At 60.6% G+C, this 22,470-nt stretch carries 23 protein-coding genes; 12 read left to right on the forward strand and 11 right to left on the reverse strand.

All coding sequences use genetic code 11. The features are described 5' to 3' along the window. The first annotated feature begins 292 nt into the window (after window positions 1-292). The 6 genes from glnA to ntrC all read left to right on the forward strand — a co-directional run bounded on the left by glnA (window position 293) and on the right by ntrC (window position 7,095). Window positions 293-1,699 (forward strand): glutamate--ammonia ligase, encoded by a 1,407-nt coding sequence (gene glnA, locus AC07N4_RS20580; RefSeq protein ID WP_085712782.1) that lies wholly within the window; start codon window positions 293-295, stop codon window positions 1,697-1,699. A gap of 75 nt (window positions 1,700-1,774) precedes the next feature. After that, window positions 1,775-3,118 (forward strand): toxin-antitoxin system YwqK family antitoxin, encoded by a 1,344-nt coding sequence (locus AC07N4_RS20585; RefSeq protein ID WP_493065863.1) that lies wholly within the window; start codon window positions 1,775-1,777, stop codon window positions 3,116-3,118. Window positions 3,119-3,215: 97 nt separating this feature from the next. Then, entirely contained in the window at window positions 3,216-3,725 is a 510-nt protein-coding gene (locus AC07N4_RS20590) for a DUF4124 domain-containing protein (protein WP_493065864.1), read from the forward strand. Next, on the forward strand, window positions 3,722-4,345 hold the full coding sequence (locus tag AC07N4_RS20595) for a DUF4124 domain-containing protein (RefSeq protein ID WP_493065865.1): 624 nt from the start codon (window positions 3,722-3,724) through the stop codon (window positions 4,343-4,345). The genes AC07N4_RS20590 and AC07N4_RS20595 overlap by 4 nt, the downstream gene beginning before the upstream one ends. 231 nt (window positions 4,346-4,576) lie before the next feature. Beyond that, window positions 4,577-5,662 carry a nitrogen regulation protein NR(II) gene (gene glnL, locus AC07N4_RS20600; RefSeq protein ID WP_096821967.1) on the forward strand — a complete coding sequence of 362 codons (1,086 nt, stop codon included), beginning with the start codon at window positions 4,577-4,579 and terminating at the stop codon, window positions 5,660-5,662. After that, window positions 5,659-7,095 carry a nitrogen regulation protein NR(I) gene (gene ntrC / locus AC07N4_RS20605; protein WP_096821966.1) on the forward strand — a complete coding sequence of 479 codons (1,437 nt, stop codon included), beginning with the start codon at window positions 5,659-5,661 and terminating at the stop codon, window positions 7,093-7,095. The genes glnL and ntrC overlap by 4 nt, the downstream gene beginning before the upstream one ends. A 409-nt stretch (window positions 7,096-7,504) precedes the next feature. Here the strand turns inward: ntrC and AC07N4_RS20610 are convergent, their stop codons facing one another. After that, complete coding sequence (locus tag AC07N4_RS20610) at window positions 7,505-7,945, reverse strand: hypothetical protein (protein WP_493065866.1); 441 nt, start codon at window positions 7,943-7,945, stop codon at window positions 7,505-7,507. Here AC07N4_RS20610 and AC07N4_RS20615 point away from each other — a divergent pair. Beyond that, window positions 7,944-8,399 carry a tRNA (cytidine(34)-2'-O)-methyltransferase gene (locus AC07N4_RS20615; RefSeq protein WP_003220777.1) on the forward strand — a complete coding sequence of 152 codons (456 nt, stop codon included), beginning with the start codon at window positions 7,944-7,946 and terminating at the stop codon, window positions 8,397-8,399. The genes AC07N4_RS20610 and AC07N4_RS20615 overlap by 2 nt on opposite strands. A 65-nt stretch (window positions 8,400-8,464) precedes the next feature. On the opposite strand, the gene secB is transcribed toward AC07N4_RS20615, so the two are convergent. From secB to AC07N4_RS20630, 3 genes are read right to left on the reverse strand one after another with little or no spacing between them, the layout of a single operon-like run. Further along, the gene (gene secB / locus AC07N4_RS20620) at window positions 8,465-8,950 is read right to left on the reverse strand and encodes a protein-export chaperone SecB (protein ID WP_085733279.1); all 486 of its coding nucleotides are present in this window, start codon (window positions 8,948-8,950) and stop codon (window positions 8,465-8,467) included. Window positions 8,951-9,007: 57 nt separating this feature from the next. Continuing rightward, window positions 9,008-9,262, reverse strand: coding sequence for a glutaredoxin 3 (gene grxC, locus AC07N4_RS20625; RefSeq protein WP_096821963.1), 255 nt, complete (start codon window positions 9,260-9,262; stop codon window positions 9,008-9,010). A gap of 1 nt (window position 9,263) precedes the next feature. Beyond that, the gene (locus AC07N4_RS20630; protein ID WP_096821962.1) at window positions 9,264-9,677 is read right to left on the reverse strand and encodes a rhodanese-like domain-containing protein; all 414 of its coding nucleotides are present in this window, start codon (window positions 9,675-9,677) and stop codon (window positions 9,264-9,266) included. Window positions 9,678-9,830: 153 nt separating this feature from the next. Here AC07N4_RS20630 and gpmI point away from each other — a divergent pair, with 153 nt between their 5' ends. The 5 genes from gpmI (at window position 9,831) to AC07N4_RS20655 (ending at window position 16,440) form a co-directional block, all read left to right on the forward strand. Then, entirely contained in the window at window positions 9,831-11,357 is a 1,527-nt protein-coding gene (gene gpmI / locus AC07N4_RS20635) for a 2,3-bisphosphoglycerate-independent phosphoglycerate mutase (protein WP_493065867.1), read from the forward strand. A gap of 136 nt (window positions 11,358-11,493) precedes the next feature. Then, on the forward strand, window positions 11,494-12,798 hold the full coding sequence (locus AC07N4_RS20640) for a murein hydrolase activator EnvC family protein (protein WP_493065868.1): 1,305 nt from the start codon (window positions 11,494-11,496) through the stop codon (window positions 12,796-12,798). 34 nt (window positions 12,799-12,832) lie between these two features. Further along, entirely contained in the window at window positions 12,833-14,152 is a 1,320-nt protein-coding gene (locus AC07N4_RS20645; RefSeq protein ID WP_096821959.1) for a S41 family peptidase, read from the forward strand. A 2-nt stretch (window positions 14,153-14,154) separates the two neighbouring features. Next, window positions 14,155-14,931 (forward strand): divergent polysaccharide deacetylase family protein, encoded by a 777-nt coding sequence (locus AC07N4_RS20650; RefSeq protein WP_102622640.1) that lies wholly within the window; start codon window positions 14,155-14,157, stop codon window positions 14,929-14,931. 108 nt (window positions 14,932-15,039) lie between these two features. Then, window positions 15,040-16,440, forward strand: a complete 1,401-nt coding sequence (locus AC07N4_RS20655; protein ID WP_493065869.1) for a Vps62-related protein — start codon at window positions 15,040-15,042, stop codon at window positions 16,438-16,440. Here the strand turns inward: AC07N4_RS20655 and AC07N4_RS20660 are convergent. From AC07N4_RS20660 to AC07N4_RS20690, 7 genes are all read right to left on the reverse strand, one after another. After that, window positions 16,421-17,176: a substrate-binding periplasmic protein gene (locus tag AC07N4_RS20660; protein WP_096821956.1), complete on the reverse strand. Its 756-nt coding sequence runs from the start codon at window positions 17,174-17,176 to the stop codon at window positions 16,421-16,423. The two genes, AC07N4_RS20655 and AC07N4_RS20660, sit on opposite strands and share 20 nt — an antisense overlap. A gap of 76 nt (window positions 17,177-17,252) precedes the next feature. Continuing rightward, window positions 17,253-18,023: an imidazole glycerol phosphate synthase subunit HisF gene (gene hisF / locus AC07N4_RS20665; RefSeq protein WP_007897430.1), complete on the reverse strand. Its 771-nt coding sequence runs from the start codon at window positions 18,021-18,023 to the stop codon at window positions 17,253-17,255. A 9-nt stretch (window positions 18,024-18,032) separates the two neighbouring features. After that, window positions 18,033-18,770 (reverse strand): 1-(5-phosphoribosyl)-5-[(5-phosphoribosylamino)methylideneamino]imidazole-4-carboxamide isomerase, encoded by a 738-nt coding sequence (hisA, locus tag AC07N4_RS20670; RefSeq protein ID WP_003220753.1) that lies wholly within the window; start codon window positions 18,768-18,770, stop codon window positions 18,033-18,035. Window positions 18,771-18,812: 42 nt separating this feature from the next. After that, entirely contained in the window at window positions 18,813-19,073 is a 261-nt protein-coding gene (locus tag AC07N4_RS20675) for a DUF2164 domain-containing protein (protein ID WP_096821955.1), read from the reverse strand. After that, a complete protein-coding gene (gene hisH, locus AC07N4_RS20680; protein WP_085712765.1) occupies window positions 19,074-19,712 on the reverse strand; it encodes an imidazole glycerol phosphate synthase subunit HisH in 639 nt (212 codons plus the stop codon). Continuing rightward, window positions 19,712-20,305 (reverse strand): imidazoleglycerol-phosphate dehydratase HisB, encoded by a 594-nt coding sequence (gene hisB / locus AC07N4_RS20685; protein WP_085712764.1) that lies wholly within the window; start codon window positions 20,303-20,305, stop codon window positions 19,712-19,714. The genes hisH and hisB overlap by 1 nt, the downstream gene beginning before the upstream one ends. Window positions 20,306-20,568: 263 nt before the next feature. Beyond that, window positions 20,569-22,233, reverse strand: coding sequence for an OFA family MFS transporter (locus AC07N4_RS20690; protein WP_096821954.1), 1,665 nt, complete (start codon window positions 22,231-22,233; stop codon window positions 20,569-20,571). Window positions 22,234-22,470 lie beyond the last annotated feature (237 nt).

Below are 22,470 nucleotides of genomic sequence, written 5' to 3' on the forward strand. Positions count from 1 at the left end.
GCGCGGATTATAGCGGAAATTGCTCAAGGTTTAACCAGTTAATGTGCAGAAGGTTTTGCATGCACCAAAACGGGTCATTTTCGACTTAAAGCGCTACATTAAAGGGCGAGATTTTCACCCTTTATGCGCTTCGCACCTTTATAAGCGTGAATTTGGGGCAAAAAACCCATGCTGGGGCACTGGCATGCAATTTGCTCCCTTGTGAGGCAGGTTGCCTTGGCAGAGTATTCGCGCCGGCATCACCAACATTTAAGGGCATCCACTACCAGCCCTAAGCCACCCGGAGGACACTATGTCGAAGTCGGTTCAACTCATCAAAGATCATGACGTCAAGTGGATTGATCTGCGCTTCACGGACACCAAAGGCACTCAGCACCACGTGACCATGCCGGCTCGCGATGCGCTGGAAGACGACTTCTTCGAAGTTGGCAAGATGTTCGACGGTTCCTCCATCGCTGGCTGGAAAGGCATCGAAGCCTCCGACATGATCCTGCTGCCGGACGACGAAACCGCCGTTCTCGACCCGTTCACCGAAGAGCCGACCCTGATCCTGGTCTGCGACATCATCGAACCGTCGACCATGCAAGGCTACGATCGCGACCCGCGCGCCATCGCCCACCGTGCCGAGGAATACCTGAAGACCACCGGTATCGGTGACACCGTATTCGCCGGTCCAGAGCCTGAGTTCTTCATCTTCGACGAAGTGAAGTTCAAGTCCGACATCTCCGGCTCGATGTTCAAGATCTACTCCGAGCAAGGCTCGTGGATGTCCGACCAGGACGTGGAAGGCGGCAACAAAGGCCACCGTCCAGGCGTGAAAGGCGGCTACTTCCCGGTTCCGCCGTTCGACCACGACCACGAAATCCGTACCGCCATGTGCAACGCACTGGAAGAGATGGGTCAGACCGTTGAAGTTCACCACCACGAAGTGGCAACTGCCGGTCAAAACGAAATTGGTGTCAAGTTCAACACCCTGGTGAAGAAAGCTGACGAAGTTCAGACTCTGAAATACGTTGTACACAACGTGGCCGATGCCTATGGCCGCACCGCGACCTTCATGCCGAAGCCTCTGTACGGCGATAACGGTTCGGGTATGCACGTTCACATGTCCATCGCCAAAGATGGCAAGAACACCTTCGCTGGCGAAGGCTATGCCGGCCTGTCCGAAACCGCCCTGTACTTCATCGGCGGTATCATCAAGCACGGTAAGGCCCTGAACGGCTTCACCAACCCGGCCACCAACTCCTACAAGCGTCTGGTGCCAGGTTTCGAAGCTCCGGTGATGCTGGCCTACTCGGCTCGCAACCGTTCCGCCTCGATCCGTATTCCTTACGTCAACAGCCCACGTGGCCGTCGTATCGAAGCACGTTTCCCGGATCCGGCTGCCAACCCGTACCTGGCTTTCGCAGCGCTGCTGATGGCTGGTCTGGACGGTATCCAGAACAAGATCCACCCAGGCGATGCTGCTGACAAAAACCTGTACGACCTGCCGCCTGAAGAGGCGAAAGAGATCCCGCAAGTTTGCGGCAGCCTGAAAGAAGCCCTGGAAGAGCTGGACAAGGGCCGCGCGTTCCTGACCAAGGGCGGCGTGTTCTCCGACGACTTCATCGATGCCTACATCGCGCTGAAATCCGAAGAAGAAATCAAGGTTCGCACCTTCGTACACCCACTGGAATATGAGCTGTACTACAGCTGCTGATCCGGTAGCGCTGCGCTACGCGGCGTGACAAAAGAGAGGCCTCCTTCGGGAGGCCTTTTTTGTGCCCGCTCATCCATGGATAATCCGCCGCTTTCGCGCCATGACCGGCGCCTTGACGAAGGGATTCGCATGAAGTGGTTACGGGCTATCGCCCTGATGGCCGGCCTCGCCTGCTCGACAGCCGGCGCTGCCGAGTTCTATGAAGACAAGCCGCTGGCTCACCCGCTGATCCAGGGCTTGCAAGAAAGCTCGACGACCCTTGCGTTCATCAAGGAAGCGAACGGCGTCAAAGGCTATTACTGCCGTTGCGAGACACCGGACGAACGTCCGCAATTGCTTGATGACTTCGGCCAGGCGAGTATCGAGTCGGTTTTTCTCATGTCGCTCGACAGTGAGGACCCCACTCGTTTCGTGCTTTTTCGGCAAAGCGACGGCTACAGGATCTACGCCTACAAGTACAACGACAACGATCACCTCTATAGCCGTGTAACGCGACTGCAGCCAGCGCTGGACCGTATCACTCAAGGCCGCAAGCAGCTCGACGCCCTGACCATCAAGAAGGCGCTGAGCCAGATCACCCCGCTCAACTACAGCCTCCTCCTTGAAGAGTCCGGTGTGCCGGAATTCGACCAGCTCGATCTCAGCCAAGGGAAACTGGTGAGCTATTACAGCCAGTACTACGACCCACTGAGCAACCCGACGCCAGATGACGAGCCGTACTTTTTCAAGAAGACCTACCAGGAAAAAGACGGCCGGTTTCTCACCGTGACCTTCTGGCGCTGGCTCGACAAAACCCTCGTCGAGGGTAACCGCACGCTCTACAACTATCGGGTCAGGCGTATTGCCTGGGAAACCGAACCGACGAGATTCACTGGCGGCGAAGACGGCCAATCGGTGTCTTATGATTCCGTATCGATCTCGGCCCAAGGGGCCTACAAGCAAGGCGTGCGTATCGGTCCGTGGTCGTCTTCCAAAGACGAAAAATATTCGGAGTCCGGTAATTTCGTAGAGGGCAAACGAGAGGGGCAGTGGAGTCTGTACCAGGATGGTCAAATTCTGGATGGCGACTACCAGAATGACTTGCGCGAGGGCCGCTGGCAGCTTCACAACTACGACGAATTGGAATGGGTCGCCACAGGATTCCAGACCTATGCCCACGGCCAACTCAACGGCCCCAGTGAATTGACTGTTCGCGGTACGACCGAGCGCGGCGAATATCGCGATGGCAAACGCGAAGGCCTCTGGGTGACCAAGGCGGACAATGGCCACACCCGGAGTGTCCACTTCGCTGACGACAAAAAGGAAGGCGAGTTGCGTGAAGTCGACGCCAATGGTGTGCTGCTTTTCATCGAGCACTACAAGGCCGATGTCCTGTCCGGCGTCCGTGAAAGTGCGGTTACGCCTAGCATTTCACAATAAATCCGGGGCGCTTGTGTGAGCGGATGTTGTCCCGGTTGGGCTAACCGCCGCCCCTGGCCTATGCTGCAACCCATCGTTTTCGTTTCCGGTCGATTTCATGGGTCGCACCTTTCTCTACATCCTGCTGCTGATCGCCCTGCCCGCCAGCGCGCAGATCTACAAATACACCGACGCCAGCGGCAACACGGTGTACAGCGATCATGCGCCGGACGGCGTGAAGGCGCAGCCGGTGGAGTTGCCGCCGCTCAACAGCGTCCAGCCTCAGGCACCGAGCGCGCCGTCGTCGGACACGACCAGCCGGGCGCCTGCGCGCAATGCCTATGACGTGCTGGAACTGACCGGCCTGCCCACCGAAGAGGCCCTGCGCGCCAACAACGGCACGTTCACCGTCAGCGTGCTGATCAAGCCGCGCCTGCAACCGCCACATCAATTGCGCCTGCTGCTGGACGACGCGCCTTATGGCCAGCCGAGCAACGTGCCGATCCTGCAGCTGGTGAACATTGACCGGGGCGAGCATCGGCTGGCGGTTCAGGTGATCAATGGCGAGGCGATCATTCAACAGAGTCCGGCAGTGGTCTTCACTGTACAGCGGGTGCACAAGCCATGACTCGCGGATTGATTGCCGTGTGTCTGGTTCTGTTCGCGCTTGGCGCATCCGCCGAGGTCTTCACGTATGTCGATTCGCAAGGCAATCGGGTCTACACCGATCAACCGCGCGGCAATGCCAAGCGTGTGCCGCTGGCCACCAGCAATCGCATGGCCTCCAACCCGACCGGGGCGGCGCCCATTACCAAAGCTAAAAAATCACCGGAGCAACCGCTGTTCCGCTACGACATGCTGCGGGTGCTGGTTCCCGAACCGGACGCGACCATTCGCAGCAGCGCCGGCGAATTGATCGTCAGCATCACCAGCGAGCCGGGGCTGCAAAAAGGTCATCGCTATCGCCTGCTGCTGGACGGCCAGGCCACCGGCGAGCCCGGCCTTAGCCCGGTGTTCCCGCTGAGCAATATCGATCGCGGCAGCCATAACCTGTCGGTGGAGATTCTCGACGCGCAGGATCGCATCGTCGAGCGCACCGCCAATCAGCCGTTCCACATGCAGCGCATTTCGCTGGCACAGAAACGCCAGGTCAAACCCTGCACCACCGAAGACTACGGCGTTCGCCCGGAATGCCCGCTGAAAGACAAACCCGCCGAACCGAAAAATCCCTTCCTGCGTTTCTTCTAACGCCGTTCAGCTTTGCGCACTATATTGGTGCAACAGTCTGCACCGTACCCACATTGCAACCCATTTTGGTTCGAAAGTACCCGCCAGGGCCGGCCGATCGCCACGCAAACGAGCGTCAAACGCCCGTTTCAGGGGTCGAACGCTTCTTTTCGGAGCCTTGGTTTGGTTTTTGCATTTTCCTGATATCGGCGCTTGGTTCCTTGCGCACGCCTTGCTCCAAAAGAGGTCCTGATGACCATAAGCGACGCACTCCACCGTTTGCTGCTCGACAACCTGACCACCGCCACCATCCTGCTCGATGCCGAATTGCGCCTCGAGTACATGAACCCGGCGGCGGAGATGCTGCTGGCCATCAGCGGTCAGCGCAGCCATGGCCAGTTCATCAGCGAGCTGTTCACCGAGTCCACCGAGGCGCTCAATTCGTTGCGCCAGGCGGTGGAACAGGCGCACCCGTTCACCAAGCGCGAAGCAATGCTCACCGCCCTCACCGGCCAGACCCTGACCGTGGATTACGCGGTGACACCGATTCTCAGCAACGGCGCGACCCTGCTGTTGCTGGAGGTTCACCCTCGCGACCGCTTGCTGCGGATCACCAAGGAAGAGGCGCAACTGTCGAAGCAGGAAACCAGCAAGATGCTGGTGCGCGGCCTCGCCCACGAGATCAAGAACCCGCTGGGCGGCATCCGTGGCGCCGCGCAACTGCTGGCCCGGGAACTGCCGGAAGACAGCCTGCGCGACTACACCAACGTGATCATTGAAGAGGCCGACCGCCTGCGCAATCTGGTCGACCGCATGCTCGGTTCGAACAAACTGCCGTCGCTGGCCCTGTGCAACGTCCACGAAGTACTGGAGCGCGTTTGCCAGTTGGTCGAGGCCGAAAGCCAGGGCTGCATCACGCTGGTGCGCGATTACGACCCGAGCATTCCCGACGTATTGATCGACCGCGAGCAAATGATTCAGGCCGTGCTGAACATCGTGCGCAACGCGATGCAGGCGATCAGCAGCCAGAACGAGTTGCGCCTGGGCCGCATCAGCCTGCGCACCCGCGCCATGCGCCAGTTCACCATTGGCCACATCCGCCATCGCCTGGTGACCAAGATCGAGATCATCGACAACGGTCCGGGGATCCCGGCGGAACTCCAGGAAACCATTTTCTTTCCCATGGTCAGCGGCCGTCCGGACGGTACCGGGCTGGGCCTGGCCATCACCCAGAACATCATCAGCCAGCACCAGGGCCTGATCGAGTGTGACAGCCATCCAGGCCACACCACGTTCTCGATCTTTCTGCCACTGGAACAAGGAGCCACATCGACATGAGCCGTAGTGAAACCGTGTGGATCGTCGATGACGACCGTTCTATCCGTTGGGTCCTGGAAAAAGCCCTGCAACAGGAAGGCATGACCACCCAGAGCTTCGACAGTGCCGATGGCGTGATGAGTCGCCTGGCGCGCCAGCAGCCGGACGTGATCATCTCCGACATCCGCATGCCGGGTGCCAGCGGTCTGGACCTTCTGGCGCGGATTCGCGAGCAACACCCACGACTGCCGGTCATCATCATGACCGCTCACTCCGATCTGGACAGCGCTGTCGCCTCCTATCAGGGCGGTGCCTTCGAGTACCTGCCCAAACCGTTCGATGTCGACGAAGCGGTGTCGCTGGTCAAACGCGCCAATCAGCACGCCCAGGAACAACAGGGCCTGGAAGTCGCGCCGACCCTGACCCGCACCCCGGAAATCATCGGCGAAGCACCGGCGATGCAGGAAGTGTTTCGCGCCATCGGGCGCTTGAGCCACTCCAACATCACCGTGCTGATCAACGGCGAATCCGGCACCGGTAAAGAACTGGTGGCTCACGCCCTGCACCGCCACAGCCCGCGTGCGGCCTCGCCGTTCATCGCGCTGAACATGGCGGCGATCCCGAAGGATCTGATGGAATCCGAGCTGTTCGGCCACGAGAAAGGCGCCTTCACCGGCGCGGCCAACCTGCGTCGCGGGCGTTTCGAGCAGGCTGACGGCGGCACGCTGTTCCTCGATGAAATCGGCGACATGCCGGCGGACACCCAGACCCGACTGCTGCGGGTACTGGCCGACGGCGAGTTCTACCGCGTCGGCGGGCACGTGCCGGTCAAGGTCGATGTACGAATCATCGCCGCGACTCACCAGAATCTGGAAACCCTGGTTCACGCCGGGAAATTCCGTGAGGACTTGTTCCACCGCCTCAACGTGATCCGCATCCACATTCCGCGCCTGTCGGACCGTCGCGAAGACATCCCGACCCTGGCCAAGCACTTCCTCAGCCGCGCAGCACAAGAACTGGCGGTAGAGCCGAAGCTGCTGAAAAGCGAGACCGAGGAATACCTGAAAAACCTGCCATGGCCGGGCAACGTGCGTCAGCTGGAAAACACCTGCCGCTGGATCACGGTGATGGCGTCCGGGCGCGAGGTGCACATCAGCGACCTGCCACCGGAACTGCTGAGCCTGCCGCAAGACTCGGCGCCCGTGACCAACTGGGAGCAAGCACTGCGTCAGTGGGCCGATCAGGCCCTGGCGCGCGGCCAGTCGAGCCTGCTCGACAGCGCGGTGCCGGCGTTCGAGCGGATCATGATCGAGACGGCGCTGAAGCACACCGCGGGGCGTCGTCGTGACGCTGCCGTGTTGCTGGGCTGGGGCCGGAACACCTTGACCCGCAAGATCAAGGAACTGGGAATGAAGGTCGATGGCGGGGATGACGACGAAGGCGAAGAAGGCTGACCCTCAGCGCCCGCCTGCACCGCCGCAAGGCACCGTGACCCGTAATCGGGCACGGTCGCTGGCTCATTCCTGCACCGCAACCCGCTGAAAAACCATCCGATGAAAAGACGAAGGCCCCGTATTACGGGGCCTTCGTCGTTGTATCGGGCTTTTTTGTTTCAAAACGATAAAAACTGGCACGCCCCCTGCAATAACCCAATCAGGTGATTCGATTCACCAACCCTTTCGGGGGCCTTGGTACAGGCAGGCCGGGGATTCCCCTCTTTACACCGGACTCATCGAGTCCACCCTTTTGGGGCCCTTGATACAGGCAGGTCAGGGGTTCCTTCTTTACACCGGCTCAGTACGCGATGCGATGAGCCCGCCCGTTTCGGGAACCTTGGTACAGGCAGGCCGGGGATTCCCTCTTTTATTGCTCCCGGAGATGGATCTCCAGCCGCCAGCGGTCATCGACCTTGCTGCCGGCCCACTCCCCTTGCAGCGGCCGCGCTGCTACCAGCGTCAGCAACAATCCCCCATCACTCAATCGCGTCCGCCAGTTCACGTCCTTGCCGTTGAGCTTGAGCTGGCCCTTCTGCGCCTTGCCTTCGGCCTCGAACAACAGCGCAACGCTGCCATCGACGATCTCGCCGTGCAGCTTCGGCTCGTTGTTGAACCAGACCGCCAGACCGCCATCGACCACCTCGACCTGCTGCATAACGCTCGGGTCAGGCGTGGTCAAACGGCCGATCATCATCCCGACCATCACACCGACGATCGCCAGTGAAGCCATCACCCGCGGGAATAGTTTCGAACGCGGGTCGGCTTGCGGCGTAGAATGCGCGTCATCTTTACCTTCGGAGCCGTGCATGTTTCACGTCATCCTTTTTCAACCGGAAATTCCACCGAACACCGGTAACGTTATCAGGCTGTGCGCCAACAGCGGCTGCCACCTGCATTTGATCGAACCGCTGGGCTTCGAGATGGACGACAAGCGCCTGCGTCGCGCCGGTCTCGACTACCACGAGTATGCCACTCTGCAGCGCCATGCCGACCTGGCCAGTTGCCTGGAAAGCCTCGGTAACCCTCGGTTGTTCGCCTTCACCACCAAAGGTTCGCGACCATTTCACGATGCGGCGTTCGTCCCCGGCGATGCCTTCATCTTCGGCCCGGAAAGCCGTGGCCTGCCGCCGGAAGTGCTGGATGCCCTGCCCGCCGAACAGCGCCTGCGCCTGCCAATGCGTGAAGGTTGCCGCAGCCTGAACCTGTCGAACACCGTGGCAGTGGCCGTGTACGAAGCGTGGCGGCAGAACGACTTCAAGTAACGCCATACGATCGCCCAAGAAAAAAGCGCCTGTAACGGCGCTTTTTTCGTTGTCGCATCGACCGCTTACTGAACGGTCGGGGTCTCGCCGGCTTCCTGCATGCGCTGCAGCTCTTGCGCGTACAGGGCGTCGAAGTTCACCGGGGCCAGCATCAGGGCCGGGAACGAACCACGGGTCACCAGGCTGTCCAGGGTTTCGCGAGCGTACGGGAACAGGATGTTCGGGCAGAACGCACCCAGGGTGTGGCTCATCGAAGCCGCGTCCAGGTTCTTGATCAGGAAGATACCGGCCTGTTGCACTTCAGCGATGAAGGCAACTTCTTCACCGTTTTTCACGGTCACGGACAGGGTCAGCACGACTTCGTAGAAATCGCCTTCCAGCGCCTTCTGACGGGTGTTCAGATCCAGACCGACCGCCGGGTCCCACTGCTGGCGGAAGATCGCCGGGCTTTTCGGGGCTTCGAAGGACAGGTCGCGTACGTAGATGCGCTGCAAGGAGAATTGCGGTGCGGTTTCTTCTTCGCTGGCTGCAGTGTTCTGTTGGTCAGTCATCTCAGATCCTTTCTGATCTTGGGTCTTTTAGGGTTCTTGGTTTGCAGGTGCAGCAGTTCAGGCCTTGAGCAGCGCGTCGAGCTTGCCGGCGCGCTCCAGGGCAAACAAATCGTCACATCCGCCGACGTGGGTGTCGCCGATCCAGATCTGCGGCACGGACGTGCGTCCGGCCTTCTGGGCCATGGCGGCGCGCACTTGCGGCTTGCCATCGACCTTGATCTCTTCGAAGGCCACGCCTTTGTTCGCGAGCAGGTACTTGGCGCGCGAGCAGTAAGGGCAGTAATCGCTGGAGTAGACGATGACTTCGCTCATGTCACTTCACCAGCGGCAGGTTGTCGCCTTTCCAGCTGGAAATCCCGCCGGACAGCTTGGCGGCGGTGAAGCCGGATTTCATCAGCTCGCGGGCGTGGGTGCCGGCCGTCTGGCCCAGGGCGTCGACCAGAATGATGGTCTTGGCCTTGTGTTTTTCCAGCTCGCCGATGCGGGCGGCCAGTTTGTCCTGGGGAATGTTCACCGCGCCAACGATGTGACCGGCGGCGTAATCCTTGCTCGGACGGATGTCCACCACCACGCCGGCTTCCTTGTTGACCAGTGCGGTCAGCTCGCCCGTGCTCAGGCTTTTGCCGCCGCCCTGCACTGTGTGCGCCAGCAGCAATGCCAGCAGTACGACGAAGATACCGACAAGAATGTAGTGGTTAGTGGCAAATTCAATCAGGTGAGCAACCATCGAAGGAGGTTCCAGGGCGTTAAAATGTCGGCCAGTATACACAGCCACTATGGTCGGCCAAACCCCGTCCGGCGGTGACGCGGTCGGAACTTCGCTTTAAACTCCAACTCCCTTTTCCATCGCCCTCTTCTTTATTAGCCACGAGTGGATTCCATGACTACCACGCCTAAACCTTTGGTCCTGATGATTCTCGACGGCTTCGGTCACAGCGACAGCCCCGAATCCAACGCCGTCTTCGCGGCCAAAAAGCCCGTGCTGGATCGCCTGTGGGCCACCGTGCCGAACGGCCTGATCTCGGGCAGCGGCATGGACGTCGGCCTGCCGGACGGCCAGATGGGCAACTCCGAAGTCGGCCACATGAACCTCGGCGCCGGCCGCGTGGTGTATCAGGACTTCACGCGCGTGACCAAAGCGATCCGCGACGGCGAGTTCTTCGAGAACCCAACCATCTGCGCCGCCGTGGACAAAGCCGTGGCCGCCGGCAAGGCCGTGCATTTCATGGGTCTGCTGTCGGACGGCGGCGTTCACAGTCACCAGGATCATCTGATCGCCATGGCCGAACTGGCCTTCAAGCGTGGCGCCGAAAAATTCTACCTGCACGCCTTCCTCGATGGCCGTGACACGCCGCCGAAAAGCGCCGCGTCGTCGATCGAGCTGCTCGACGCGACCTTCCAGGCACTGGGTAAGGGCCGCATCGCCAGCATCATCGGCCGCTACTTCGCCATGGACCGCGACAACCGCTGGGATCGCGTTTTCCAGGCCTACAACCTGATCGTCGACGGCAAGGGCGAATTCAATGCCGCCACCGCTCAGGAAGGCCTGGAAGCCGCTTACGCCCGTGGCGAGAGCGACGAATTCGTCAAGGCCACCAGCATCGGTGAGCCAGTGAAAGTCGAAGACGGCGACGCCGTGGTGTTCATGAACTTCCGCGCCGACCGTGCCCGCGAACTGAGCCGCGTGTTTGTCGAAGACGGTTTCAAGGAATTCGAGCGCGCACGCCAGCCAAAAGTGCAGTACGTGGGCCTGACCCAATACGCCGCCAGCATCCCGGCCCCCGCAGCCTTTGCGCCGGGCAGCCTGGAAAACGTGCTTGGCGACTACCTGGCGAAGAACGGCAAGACCCAACTGCGCATCGCCGAAACCGAAAAGTACGCCCACGTGACCTTCTTCTTCTCCGGCGGTCGCGAAGAACCGTTCCCGGGCGAAGAGCGCATCCTGATCCCGTCGCCGAAAGTCGCCACTTATGACCTTCAGCCGGAAATGAGCGCACCGGAAGTCACCGACCGCATCGTCGATGCCATCGAGAATCAGCGCTACGACGTGATCGTGGTCAACTACGCCAACGGCGACATGGTCGGCCACAGCGGCGTGTTCGACGCCGCTGTGAAAGCCGTGGAATGCCTGGACACCTGCGTAGGCCGCATCGTCGAAGCGCTGGAAAAGGTCGGCGGCGAAGCGCTGATCACCGCCGACCACGGTAACGTCGAACAAATGGCCGACGAAGCCACCGGCCAGGCGCACACCGCGCACACCACCGAGCCGGTGCCGTTCATCTATGTCGGCAAACGCGACCTCAAGGTGCGCGAAGGCGGCGTGCTGGCGGACGTGGCGCCGACCATGCTCAAACTGCTGGGGCTGGAAAAACCAGCGGAAATGACTGGCACTTCGATTCTGGTCTGATATCAAAAACGCCCTGTAATCAGCCTGAAACGGCTTTTTATGACGAACGCCTCAAAGCAGTTGGCTTTGAGGCGTTTTTTTTGCCGCGTGGGGCGGGCATACTAGGCCGTCCCTTACCCTGGTGCCGCCCGCCTCTATGCTTCGCGTCCTGATCGCCCTCGCTCTGACATGCCTGCTCCAACCGGCCTTCGCTGACGAGCGCGCGCAAACCCAACAACAGTTGGACGCCACGCGTCAGGATATCGCCGAGCTGAAAAAGCTGCTGGGCAAGCTCCAGGAAGAAAAATCCGGCGTTCAGAAAGAGCTCAAGGGCACTGAAACCGAGATGGGCAATCTCGAAAAACAGGTCGACGCCCTGCAAAAAGAGCTGAAAAAGAGCGAGTCCGAGCTGCAGCGGCTCGATGCGGAGAAAAAAAAACTCCAGAGCGCGCGCACTGAACAGCAACGACTGATCGCCATCCAGGCCCGCGCGGCCTACCAGAACGGTCGGCAGGAATACCTCAAGCTGCTGCTCAACCAGCAGAATCCCGAGAAATTCGCCCGCACCCTCACCTATTACGACTACCTGAGCCAGGCCCGCCTGGAGCAGCTGAAGAATTTCAACGAAACCCTGCGCCAACTGGCCAATGTCGAAAAAGACATCTCCGCCCAGCAAGCCCAGTTGCTGGTGCAGAAGAGCGACCTCGACACCCAGCGCGACGCACTCGACAAGGTCCGCAAGGAGCGCCAGCAGGTGCTGGCCAAGCTCAACGACGACGTGAAGGCGCGCGATCAGAAACTGGCCTCCCGCGAGCAGGATCAGGCAGACCTGTCTAAAGTCCTTAAAACCATTGAAGAAACCCTGGCCCGCCAGGCCCGTGAGGCAGAAGAAGCGCGGCAGAAAGCGCTCATCGCCCAGCAGGAAGCCGAAAAAAAGCGTTTGCGTGAGGCCCAGGCCCGCGCCGATGCGGAGTCGGACACCAGCGACGCCCCGCGAAAACAAGCCAGCCCCACACCTGGCGCGCTGGTTTCCAGCAGCGGCGAGACGTTCGGCGGCCCTTTTGCCGCCACCCGGGGAAAACTTCCATGGCCGGTTGATGGTCGACTGCTGGCACGCTTCGGTGAAACCCGTGGCGACGATGCCCGCACCAAGTGGGATGGCGTGATGATCAGCGCCTCCGCCGGCAGCCAGGTTCACGCCGTACACGGCGGGCGCGTGGTGTTTGCCGACTGGTTGCGCGGTGCCGGGCTGCTGGTGATCCTTGATCACGGCAACGGTTTTCTGAGCCTTTACGGTCATAACCAGACGCTGCTGAAGTCGGCTGGTGACGTGGTAAAAGCCGGTGAGTCCATCTCCACTGTCGGTAGCAGTGGCGGGCAGGACACACCAGCGCTGTATTTCGCAATTCGTCAGCAGGGTCACCCGAGTGATCCGGCGCAATGGTGCCGCGCGCAAGGATAGGCGTTGAGTCACCAACTTTAGGAGTTCGTTCGACATGCTGCATTTGTCCCGTCTTACCTCGCTGGCCCTGACGATCGCCCTGGTGATCGGCGCGCCTCTGGCGTTCGCCGCTCAACCGGCTCCGGCTGTCGCTCCGGCAGGCACTGCCGCGACTTCCAAGGCCCCGTTGCCGCTGGAAGAGTTGCGCACCTTTGCCGAGGTCATGGACCGGATCAAGGCCGCCTATGTCGAACCGGTGGACGACAAGACCCTGCTGGAAAACGCCATCAAGGGCATGCTCAGCAACCTCGACCCGCACTCGGCCTACCTCGGCCCGGAAGATTTCACCGAGCTGCAGGAAAGCACCAGCGGTGAGTTCGGCGGCCTGGGCATCGAAGTCGGCTCGGAAGACGGTTTCATCAAGGTTGTGTCGCCAATCGACGATACGCCAGCGTCGAAGGCCGGCATCCAGGCCGGTGACTTTATCGTCAAGATCAACGGCGCGCCGACTCGTGGCCAGACCATGACCGAAGCCGTGGACAAGATGCGCGGCAAGATCGGCCAGAAAATCACCCTGACCCTGGTGCGCGACGGCGGTACGCCGTTCGACGTGACCCTGGCCCGTGCGGTGATCCAGGTGAAGAGCGTCAAGGCGCAACTGCTGGAATCGGGTTACGGCCTGATCCGCATCACCCAGTTCCAGGTCAAGACCGGCGAGGAAGTCTCCAAGGCCCTGGCCAAGCTGCGCAAGGACAACGGCAAGAAGCTCAACGGCATCATCCTCGACCTGCGCAACAACCCGGGCGGCGTGCTGCAGGCAGCGGTGGAAGTGGTCGACCACTTCATCACCAAAGGCCTGATCGTCTACACCAAGGGCCGGATCGCCAACTCCGAACTGCGCTTCTCCGCCACCGGCAAGGACGAAAGCGAAGCCGTGCCAATGGTTGTGCTGATCAACGGTGGCAGTGCCTCGGCCTCGGAAATCGTCGCCGGCGCCCTGCAAGACCAGAAACGCGCTGTGGTCATGGGCACCACCAGTTTCGGCAAAGGCTCGGTGCAAACCGTGCTGCCGCTGAACAACGACCGTGCGTTGAAAATCACCACCGCGCTGTACTTCACGCCGAACGGCCGCTCGATCCAGGCCCAGGGCATCGTCCCGGACATCGAAGTACGCAAGGCCAAGATCACCAACGAAGCGGACGGCGAATACTTCAAGGAAGCCGACCTGCAGGGTCACCTGGGCAACGGCAACGGCGGCGCAGACAAACCGACCGGCTCCGGCGCGAAACCGAAAGCCATGCCGCAGGATGACGATTACCAGTTGGCCCAGGCCCTGAGCCTGCTCAAAGGCCTGAGCATCACGTCCGGCCGTTGAGGATGTCTTTGCGTTTTGTCTTTGTCCTGCTGTGCTGTCTGGCGGGTGCTGCTCACGCAGAGCCTGCCAGACCGACACCACAAAAAGCCTACCTGACACTGATCATCGACGACCTGGGGCAGAACCTGCCCCGGGATCGCCGCGTGCTGGCCCTCCCCGGGCCGGTCACCACGGCAATCATGCCCGACACCCCGCACGCCACCGAATTTGCCCGCGAAGCCCATCGCGCCGGCAAGATCGTGATCCTGCACATGCCGATGGACCCGGCCACCGGGCCGTTTGCCTGGCATCCCGAACTGCCCATCGAAGAGCTTGAGAAACGGCTGAACGCCGCGTTCAAAATGGTCCCCTACACCGCCGGCATCAACAACCACATGGGCAGCCGAATGACGGCTCAACCGGTGGCGATGGCGTGGTTGATGGGTGAGTTGCAGCGCCGTCACAAGTTCTTCGTCGACAGCCGCACCAGCGCCCAGACCGTCGCTGCTCAACAGGCACAGAAGATCGATCTGGCAAGTGTTTCGCGGGATGTATTTCTCGATGACGAGCGCACCGAAGCGGCGATCTACACCCAGTTGCAGACGGCAATCAACCTGGCGCGCAAACAGGGTTCAGCAGTGATGATCGGCCATCCTTATCCACAGACCCTGGCGGTGCTGGAACGGGAACTGCCGAAGTTGAAAGCTCAAGGCATCGAGTGGATCGACATCAAGCAGATGATCAGTGTGCGCAGCAATCGCGCCACGGCCGCTCATGGCAAAGACGGCGTCTACCGGTAACAAGCTGTCACGAAGCTATAGATAGATACCGCAGCCAGCCCCCTCCATACCCGGATATTGAGACCCGTCGCGGCGACACCAAGCCGCTTTCTTTATTCGGGATCAATCATGAACACCCAAACTTCTCTCAACTCATCTGTTCGGCAGATGGAGCCCATTGCAGTTGAAAACCTGCTGATCAATTTCACCACCGAGTTTCACCGGATCTGGGACAACACAGGCTCGAATTCAAAACCCGGCAGCTTCTGGCGCCCGACACCGGCTCCCGACCTGCTGCCCGGCTATTTTCCGCTGGGCGATCTCGTTGTCTCCGGACGGGACAATATCAACGACAGGCAGGTGATGGCGGTTGTCCGCGAGGGCGATCCGCAGAATGCCGAAGCCGGCAAGGGACCGGCACTGAGCAGGCCTGATGATTACCAACGGGTATGGAGCGATTCAGGTTCGCGCGCCAACGGTGACTGCTCCGTATGGCGGCCGATTCCTCCCGAAGGCTATGTGGCACTCGGAATGGTATGTTCCAACGACCGCAACAAGCCGTCCTTCAACGCCGTTCGTTGTGTACGTGCAGATCTGGTGGTCGCCGCAAGCGCCAACGCACTGATCTGGAGCGACAAGGGTAGCGGAGCCGACCGCGATTTCAGCACCTGGAGCGTCAAGCCTCCGACCGCACCTGCCGGGGAGATATTCTTTGCACCCGGCACGTTTATCGGTGCCAACGGCTACAGCAAACCTGCTGCATCCATCACGGCCTATGCCTTACGGATGCCTATTGCGCTTCAGGTCGATACGCCTCCGGCGGCCCCTGTACTGACCGGGCATGATGCCTCCGCCATCCTGACGCCACCCAAGATTACACAGGTCGTCCGATTGCCGTGGTTCACGGTCAGCGACCCGGCGATGACAAGCCTTGTACAGCTACGCACTTCACCGTTTTATCGTATGGAAAGAACTGATCGCTACTTGCTCGTCGGCCAAGACCAGAACAGCACAGACATGCATCGCCCTTTCAGGTGGAGAGCCGGCCGAGCCCAATCCTTCGAAATGGTGCGCACGTTCACGCGCAAAACCGGAATCGACATCGGCAGCCAATGGCCGTCGGCATTGTCTGCGCCTGAGTCGGCCATCACCTGCTCAGCCAGGTTGGGCGACAGTTTCTGCAACACCGAATCGGCACCCTATGAATGGGTGAACTCCGAACAGGCAGAAGTTATTGCGCTGGTTGCGAAAAACCGGTTCGCAGCGATTTATCTTATGCAGAGCGACTACCGATTGCTGCGCGAAGACGGTTCACAAGTGGAAGGCCATCTCAGCTATACCGATATGAATAGCCTGCATCTGACTGACTACCCGGCCGAGCCGGAACCGTCAAAGGATACGAAGAAAGAACTTGAGAAACCGACTGCCATCGAGCCAGAGAAGGAACCTGAAAAGCTGCCGGCTGCGGAGCCCGTGGCAGATCCGCAATCAACGAAAGAATCAGCGACAGTTACAGATACCGCCCCATGATCTCGTCGACCACGCCGTCCTTGCGCATCTGATCAAGCGCTGCCTGAAGTTTGGCGACGGCTTCGTCCGGCACGTCCTTGTTCAGCGCCAGATACAGTTCGGCGCTGTTGAAGCGAAGCACGGTTTTCAACCCGGTCACGCCATCCTGCCGCGCCAGATAACGGCCGGCGGGATCGCCGGTAGCCCACAGGTCGATCTGACCGCTGACGAGCTTTTTGGCGTTGTCCTGATCGCGCAACACCACCACCGGTTTCAGGCCCTGCTTGGCCAGGGTCTCTGCAATCGCATCGCCTTTGTAAGCGCCGATCTTGTACTTGCGCGCATCGTTCAGGGTTTCGAGGGTGATCTTGCTGTCGGCTTTGGCCAGCATGACCCAGTCATCCGGGCCGATGGGGCCGACCCACTTGAACAGCGTCTCGCGATCCGGCAGGCGTGCCATGACGAAAGCACCGTAACCGGGGTTCTCCAGCGCCAGCTTGTAGACCCGTTCCCACGGGAAGCGCAGGGTCAGGCTGTAAGTGATGCCGGCACGCTTGAACATCTCGCGCACAATGTCTGTGGCGATGCCGTTGATGTTTTCGTCTTGAGCGAAATTCTTGCCGTTCTTCGCCATGTTGTACGGCGGGAAGTTTTCGGTGAGGAGCACCAGATCGGTGTCGGGACTTTCTTCGGCGTGGCCAGTGTTGATCAACAACACGGAGGCACTGGCGAGAGCGAGAAGCAGGCGTTTGATCATGTCGGGCTACCGAAATCCATGGCGTGCCCAAGAGTGCCTTGGGTACGCCATGCTGTCCACTGGCCTGTATGGATGTTTAACGCATTACGATGCCGCGGTGCGCCATATAAGCCTTGGCTTCTTGAACGGTGTATTCGCCGAAGTGGAAAATACTTGCCGCCAGTACGGCGCTGGCGTGGCCTTCGAGGATGCCATCGGCCAGATGCTGCAGGTTGCCGACGCCACCGGAAGCGATCACCGGGATCCCCAGCGCATCGCTGATGGCGCGGGTCACACCCAGGTCGAAACCGTTTTTCATGCCGTCCTGATCCATGCTGGTCAGGAGGATTTCACCGGCACCCAGGCCTTCCATTTTCTTCGCCCACTCGACCGCGTCGAGACCGGTCGGCTTGCGACCGCCGTGGGTGAAGATTTCCCAGCGCGGGGTTTCGCCCGGGCCCGAGACCTTCTTCGCGTCGATGGCGACGACGATGCATTGCGAGCCGAAATGCTGCGCCGCTTCGCCGACGAATTCCGGGTTGAACACGGCAGCGGTGTTGATCGACACCTTGTCCGCACCGGCATTGAGCAGATTGCGAATGTCCTGCACGGTCCGCACGCCGCCGCCGACGGTCAGCGGAATGAACACCTGGCTGGCCATGCGCTCGACGGTATGCAGCGTGGTGTCACGACCATCGACACTGGCGGTGATGTCGAGAAAGGTAATCTCGTCGGCACCCTGCTCGTCGTAGCGACGGGCGATTTCCACCGGGTCGCCGGCGTCACGGATGTTCTCGAACTTCACACCTTTGACGACCCGGCCGTTGTCCACGTCCAGGCAAGGGATGATGCGTTTGGCCAGCGCCATGGTCAGTCCTCAGCCTTGGTACGAGTCGCAGAAAGCTTGCGCTTCGGCGACGTCGAGAGTGCCTTCGTAGATCGCCCGGCCGGTGATGGCGCCGATGATGCCTGGCGCCTTGGCGTCGAGCAGCGACTTGATGTCACCCAGGTTGTGAATGCCGCCGGACGCGATCACCGGGATCTTGGTGGCAGCAGCCAGCGCAGCGGTGAACGGTACGTTGCAGCCCTGCATCATGCCGTCTTTGGCGATGTCGGTATAAACGATCGAGGACACGCCGTCGGCTTCAAACTGTTTGGCCAGGTCGATGACCTGCACGGTGCTGATTTCAGCCCAGCCATCGGTGGCGACAAAACCGTCTTTGGCATCCAGACCGACGATGATCTTGCCCGGGAACGCACGGCAGGCTTCCGCGACGAACGCCGGATCCTTCACCGCTTTGGTGCCGATGATCACGTAGCTCACGCCGGCCTTGACGTAGTGTTCGATGGTTTCCAGCGAACGGATGCCGCCGCCGATCTGGATCGGCAGGGTCGGGTAGCGCTTGGCGATGGCGGTCACCACTTCGCCGTTGACCGGTTGGCCTTCGAAAGCGCCGTTCAGGTCGACCAGATGCAGACGACGGCAACCGCCCTCCACCCACTTGGCAGCCATGCTCACCGGGTCATCGGAGAACACCGTGGAATCTTCCATGCGGCCCTGGCGCAGACGTACGCAGGCACCGTCTTTGAGATCGATAGCGGGAATAATCAGCATCTGGCAAACCTTCAAATTTGAATGTTCAGCTTGGCTCGGAAATCAGTTTTTCTCGAGCGCCCACAGGTCGCTTTCGATGCTTTCAAACCGCTCCTTGAGGTGGGTCTGCACATCGAAAATCGCCCTGTTGTAATAGTGCGGAGCAATTTCGCGGGTAAACAGCTCAAGAATTTCCGCCGCCTCGAACGAACCCAGGTCCAGTTCGAAACGATCCTCCATGAACCGCTGGATCTTGCGATTGGCGTCGCTTTCCTGCTCGGGCGTGAGGGTCAGGATCGGCGGCTTGGATTTCTTGACGGCCATTTACCAGCGACCATCCCACGCAGCGAAGTTCTGCAGCAATTGCAGGCCATGGGTATGGCTCTTCTCCGGGTGGAACTGCACGGCGAAACGCGAACCTTCGGCCAGCGCCGCGGCGAAATCGACACCGTAATGACCGCTGCCGACCACCTGCCGCGGGTTACCGGCGGCGATGTAGTAGCTGTGCACGAAGTAGAAACGCGCCAGGTCCGGAATGTTGTGCCACAGCGGGTGATCCACCGACTGCTTCACTTCGTTCCAGCCCATGTGCGGGACTTTCAGGTGCTCGCCGTCTTCATGCAGGTCTTTGCCGAAGAACTTCACCGCGCCCGGGAACAGGCCGATGCAGTCGACGCCGTCGTTCTCTTCGCTGGTGTCGAGCAAGGCTTGCATGCCGACGCAGATGCCGAGGAACGGGCGATCCTGGCTGACTTCACGTACCAGCGAATCGAAACCGAGGCGACGGATCTCCGCCATGCAATCGCGAATCGCGCCGACGCCGGGGAACACCACGCGGTCGGCTTCGCGGATCACGTCCGCATCGCTGGTGATCAGCACTTTGCCGGCGCCAACGTGCTCGAGGGCCTTGGCCACCGAGTGCAGGTTGCCCATGCCGTAGTCGATTACCGCAACCGTCTGCATTACAGCACGCCCTTGGTCGAAGGCATCTGGCCGGCCATGCGGTCGTCCAGCTCGACGGCCATGCGCAGTGCGCGGCCGAAAGCCTTGAACACGGTTTCGATCTGGTGGTGAGTGTTGGTGCCACGCAGGTTGTCGATGTGCAGGCTGACCAGCGCGTGGTTGACGAAGCCCTGGAAGAATTCCTGGAACAGGTCGACGTCGAAGCCGCCGACGGTGGCGCGGGTGTACGGCACGTGCATCTGCAGGCCCGGACGGCCGGAGAAGTCGATCACTACGCGCGACAGCGCTTCATCGAGCGGCACGTAGGCATGGCCGTAGCGACGGATGCCTTTCTTGTCGCCGATGGCTTGCGCGAAGGCCTGGCCGAGAGTGATACCGACGTCTTCCACGGTATGGTGGTCGTCGATATGCAGATCGCCCTTGCATTGGATATCCAGGTCGATCAACCCGTGACGGGCGATCTGATCCAGCATGTGCTCAAGAAAAGGAACACCGATATCGAATCGGGCCTTTCCGGTGCCATCAAGGTTGATCGAGGCTTTGATCTGGGTTTCCAGAGTGTCGCGCTCGACAGACGCCTTACGTTCGGCCATCACCAGCTCCGCAAAATCATTGGGCGAAAAAGGCAGCCATTATAGGGGCGCGGGGCCGAAACAGAAACACGAGACGTGATATGGCAGACGGATAGAAGCCCGTACTGTCGGGGATAGACATGTCCATACAAGCCATTTCGGACAGCCCAAAACAACTGTGGGAGCGAGCTTGCTCGCGATGAGAGCCGCACATTCAACATCACTGTCGACTGTCAGACCGCCATCGCGAGCAGGCTCGCTCCCACAGGGTTACGACGTTTTACTTAGTGGAACAGCACCGCCGTCTTCTGCAGGGTCACCCACACACCCCACGCCAACGGAATCCCGACCGCCAGCCACGCAGCAACCGCCAACGGCTTGCTGCCCGGCGCGGCTTTCCACTCAAGCACGGTGCTGCTGTCAGCACCCTTGTCGTGGCCCAGCGCCTGCTCGGCAGCCAGTTCGGCGTCGGTCATGAAGTACTTGTCTGCCACCGGACGTACCAGCAGGTTGCACAGGAAACCCAGCACCAGCAGGCCGGCGAGGATGTACAGGGTGATGTCGTAAGCCGCCGCGCGTTCAACGCCGATGCTCAGTTGATACTCACGCAGGTAGTTCACCAGCACCGGACCCAGCACGCCAGCAGCAGCCCAGGCGGTCAGCAGACGACCGTGGATCGCACCGACCATCTGCGTGCCGAACAGGTCGGCCAGATAGGCCGGAACGGTTGCGAAGCCACCGCCGTACATCGACAGGATGATGCAGAACGCCGCCACGAACAGCGCAACGTTGCCCAGATGGCCGAGGTTCGGAATCAGCGCGTACAGCGCAAAGCCCAGCGCGAAGAACACGAAGTAGGTGTTCTTGCGACCCAGGTAGTCCGAGAACGACGCCCAGAAGAACCGGCCGCCGATGTTGAACAGGCTCAGCAGACCAGTGAAACCGGCCGCAATCGCTGCGATCGACGCCAGTTGCCCGGCATCCAGCTGACCGAACGGCAGATCATTGCCCAGCAGCTTGCCGCCGAACACTTCCTGCAACAGTGGCGAAGCCATGCCGAGGATGCCGATACCGGCGGACACGTTCAGGCACAGCACCAGCCACACCAGACGGAATTGCGGGGTTTTCCACGCCACATTCACGTGTACGTGACGGTGGGTGATCATCGCATTCGACGCTTTCTTCGCTGGCGCGGTCCAGCCTTCAGGCTTCCAGCCGGTCGGCGGGACGCGGTACGACAGCGCACCACCGATCATGAACACGAAGTAGATCGCGGCCATGGCCACAAAGCTCTGCCACACGCCCACGCCAGCCGGCGAAGCGAAATGGCTCATCAGAGCGGTCGCCAGTGGCGCACCGACCATCGCGCCACCACCGAAGCCCATGATCGCCATGCCGGTGGCCATGCCGCGCTTGTCCGGGAACCATTTGATCAAGGTCGACACCGGCGAGATGTAGCCCAGGCCCAGACCGATACCGCCGATCACGCCGGAGCCGATCCACATCAGCCAGATCTGGTGGGTATAAATACCCAACGCCGAGATCAGCAGTCCGCCACACCAGCACAGTGCCGAGACGACACCGGCCTTGCGCGGGCCGGCGTGTTCGAGCCAGCCACCCCAGATCGCTGCCGAGCAGCCGAGGAAGATGAAGAACAGGGTGTAGATCCAGCCGAGCATGGAGATCGGCCAGTCGCATTGCGACGAGAAGACTTGTGCGATGAAGCTCATGTCCGGCGCGCAAGCCACCGGAGCGGTGATGCCCAGCGCCTTGGACAACGGCAGCCAGAACACGGAAAAACCGTAGGCCATGCCGATGCACAGGTGAATGGCCAGAGCGGCCGGTGGTACCAGCCAGCGGTTGAAACCGGGCTTGGCGATGATGCGTTCCTTGGACAGGAACGCAGGCTGGGCGGCGCTGAGGCCGTCCGCCGTAATGCTCGTGCTCATTGTGTATCCCCCAATTATTAGTATGGTTCGCCAGCCACTGGTCACCCCCGGCCTTTATGCACGCAGGCATGACCGTGTTGGTGGGTGAAGCTCCTTGAGGCGCGACCAAAAGTCGCAGAAGGGCGGACGAACGGGCGAAGGTTACCATCTGCACGTGACAGAAAAACCAAACTGATATCACCTTTTTTGAGTCATCTGATCTCCTGTGACCGGGGAACCCTCCTGCCGACCGTTGTC

The organism is Pseudomonas sp. GW821-FHT09E04 (assembly GCF_059416185.1).

Bases quoted from the DNA above. Each gene is read 5' to 3' on its own strand.
- glnA (WP_085712782.1), top strand. From the start codon at position 293: ATGTCGAAGTCGGTTCAACTCATCAAAGATCATGACGTCAAGTGGATT.
- AC07N4_RS20585 (WP_493065863.1), top strand. From the start codon at position 1,775: ATGGATAATCCGCCGCTTTCGCGCCATGACCGGCGCCTTGACGAAGGG.
- AC07N4_RS20590 (WP_493065864.1), top strand. From the start codon at position 3,216: ATGGGTCGCACCTTTCTCTACATCCTGCTGCTGATCGCCCTGCCCGCC.
- AC07N4_RS20595 (WP_493065865.1), top strand. From the start codon at position 3,722: ATGACTCGCGGATTGATTGCCGTGTGTCTGGTTCTGTTCGCGCTTGGC.
- glnL (WP_096821967.1), top strand. From the start codon at position 4,577: ATGACCATAAGCGACGCACTCCACCGTTTGCTGCTCGACAACCTGACC.
- ntrC (WP_096821966.1), top strand. From the start codon at position 5,659: ATGAGCCGTAGTGAAACCGTGTGGATCGTCGATGACGACCGTTCTATC.
- AC07N4_RS20615 (WP_003220777.1), top strand. From the start codon at position 7,944: ATGTTTCACGTCATCCTTTTTCAACCGGAAATTCCACCGAACACCGGT.
- AC07N4_RS20610 (WP_493065866.1), bottom strand. From the start codon at position 7,945: ATGCACGGCTCCGAAGGTAAAGATGACGCGCATTCTACGCCGCAAGCC.
- secB (WP_085733279.1), bottom strand. From the start codon at position 8,950: ATGACTGACCAACAGAACACTGCAGCCAGCGAAGAAGAAACCGCACCG.
- grxC (WP_096821963.1), bottom strand. From the start codon at position 9,262: ATGAGCGAAGTCATCGTCTACTCCAGCGATTACTGCCCTTACTGCTCG.
- AC07N4_RS20630 (WP_096821962.1), bottom strand. From the start codon at position 9,677: ATGGTTGCTCACCTGATTGAATTTGCCACTAACCACTACATTCTTGTC.
- gpmI (WP_493065867.1), top strand. From the start codon at position 9,831: ATGACTACCACGCCTAAACCTTTGGTCCTGATGATTCTCGACGGCTTC.
- AC07N4_RS20640 (WP_493065868.1), top strand. From the start codon at position 11,494: ATGCTTCGCGTCCTGATCGCCCTCGCTCTGACATGCCTGCTCCAACCG.
- AC07N4_RS20645 (WP_096821959.1), top strand. From the start codon at position 12,833: ATGCTGCATTTGTCCCGTCTTACCTCGCTGGCCCTGACGATCGCCCTG.
- AC07N4_RS20650 (WP_102622640.1), top strand. From the start codon at position 14,155: ATGTCTTTGCGTTTTGTCTTTGTCCTGCTGTGCTGTCTGGCGGGTGCT.
- AC07N4_RS20655 (WP_493065869.1), top strand. From the start codon at position 15,040: ATGAACACCCAAACTTCTCTCAACTCATCTGTTCGGCAGATGGAGCCC.
- AC07N4_RS20660 (WP_096821956.1), bottom strand. From the start codon at position 17,176: ATGATCAAACGCCTGCTTCTCGCTCTCGCCAGTGCCTCCGTGTTGTTG.
- hisF (WP_007897430.1), bottom strand. From the start codon at position 18,023: ATGGCGCTGGCCAAACGCATCATCCCTTGCCTGGACGTGGACAACGGC.
- hisA (WP_003220753.1), bottom strand. From the start codon at position 18,770: ATGCTGATTATTCCCGCTATCGATCTCAAAGACGGTGCCTGCGTACGT.
- AC07N4_RS20675 (WP_096821955.1), bottom strand. From the start codon at position 19,073: ATGGCCGTCAAGAAATCCAAGCCGCCGATCCTGACCCTCACGCCCGAG.
- hisH (WP_085712765.1), bottom strand. From the start codon at position 19,712: ATGCAGACGGTTGCGGTAATCGACTACGGCATGGGCAACCTGCACTCG.
- hisB (WP_085712764.1), bottom strand. From the start codon at position 20,305: ATGGCCGAACGTAAGGCGTCTGTCGAGCGCGACACTCTGGAAACCCAG.
- AC07N4_RS20690 (WP_096821954.1), bottom strand. From the start codon at position 22,233: ATGAGCACGAGCATTACGGCGGACGGCCTCAGCGCCGCCCAGCCTGCG.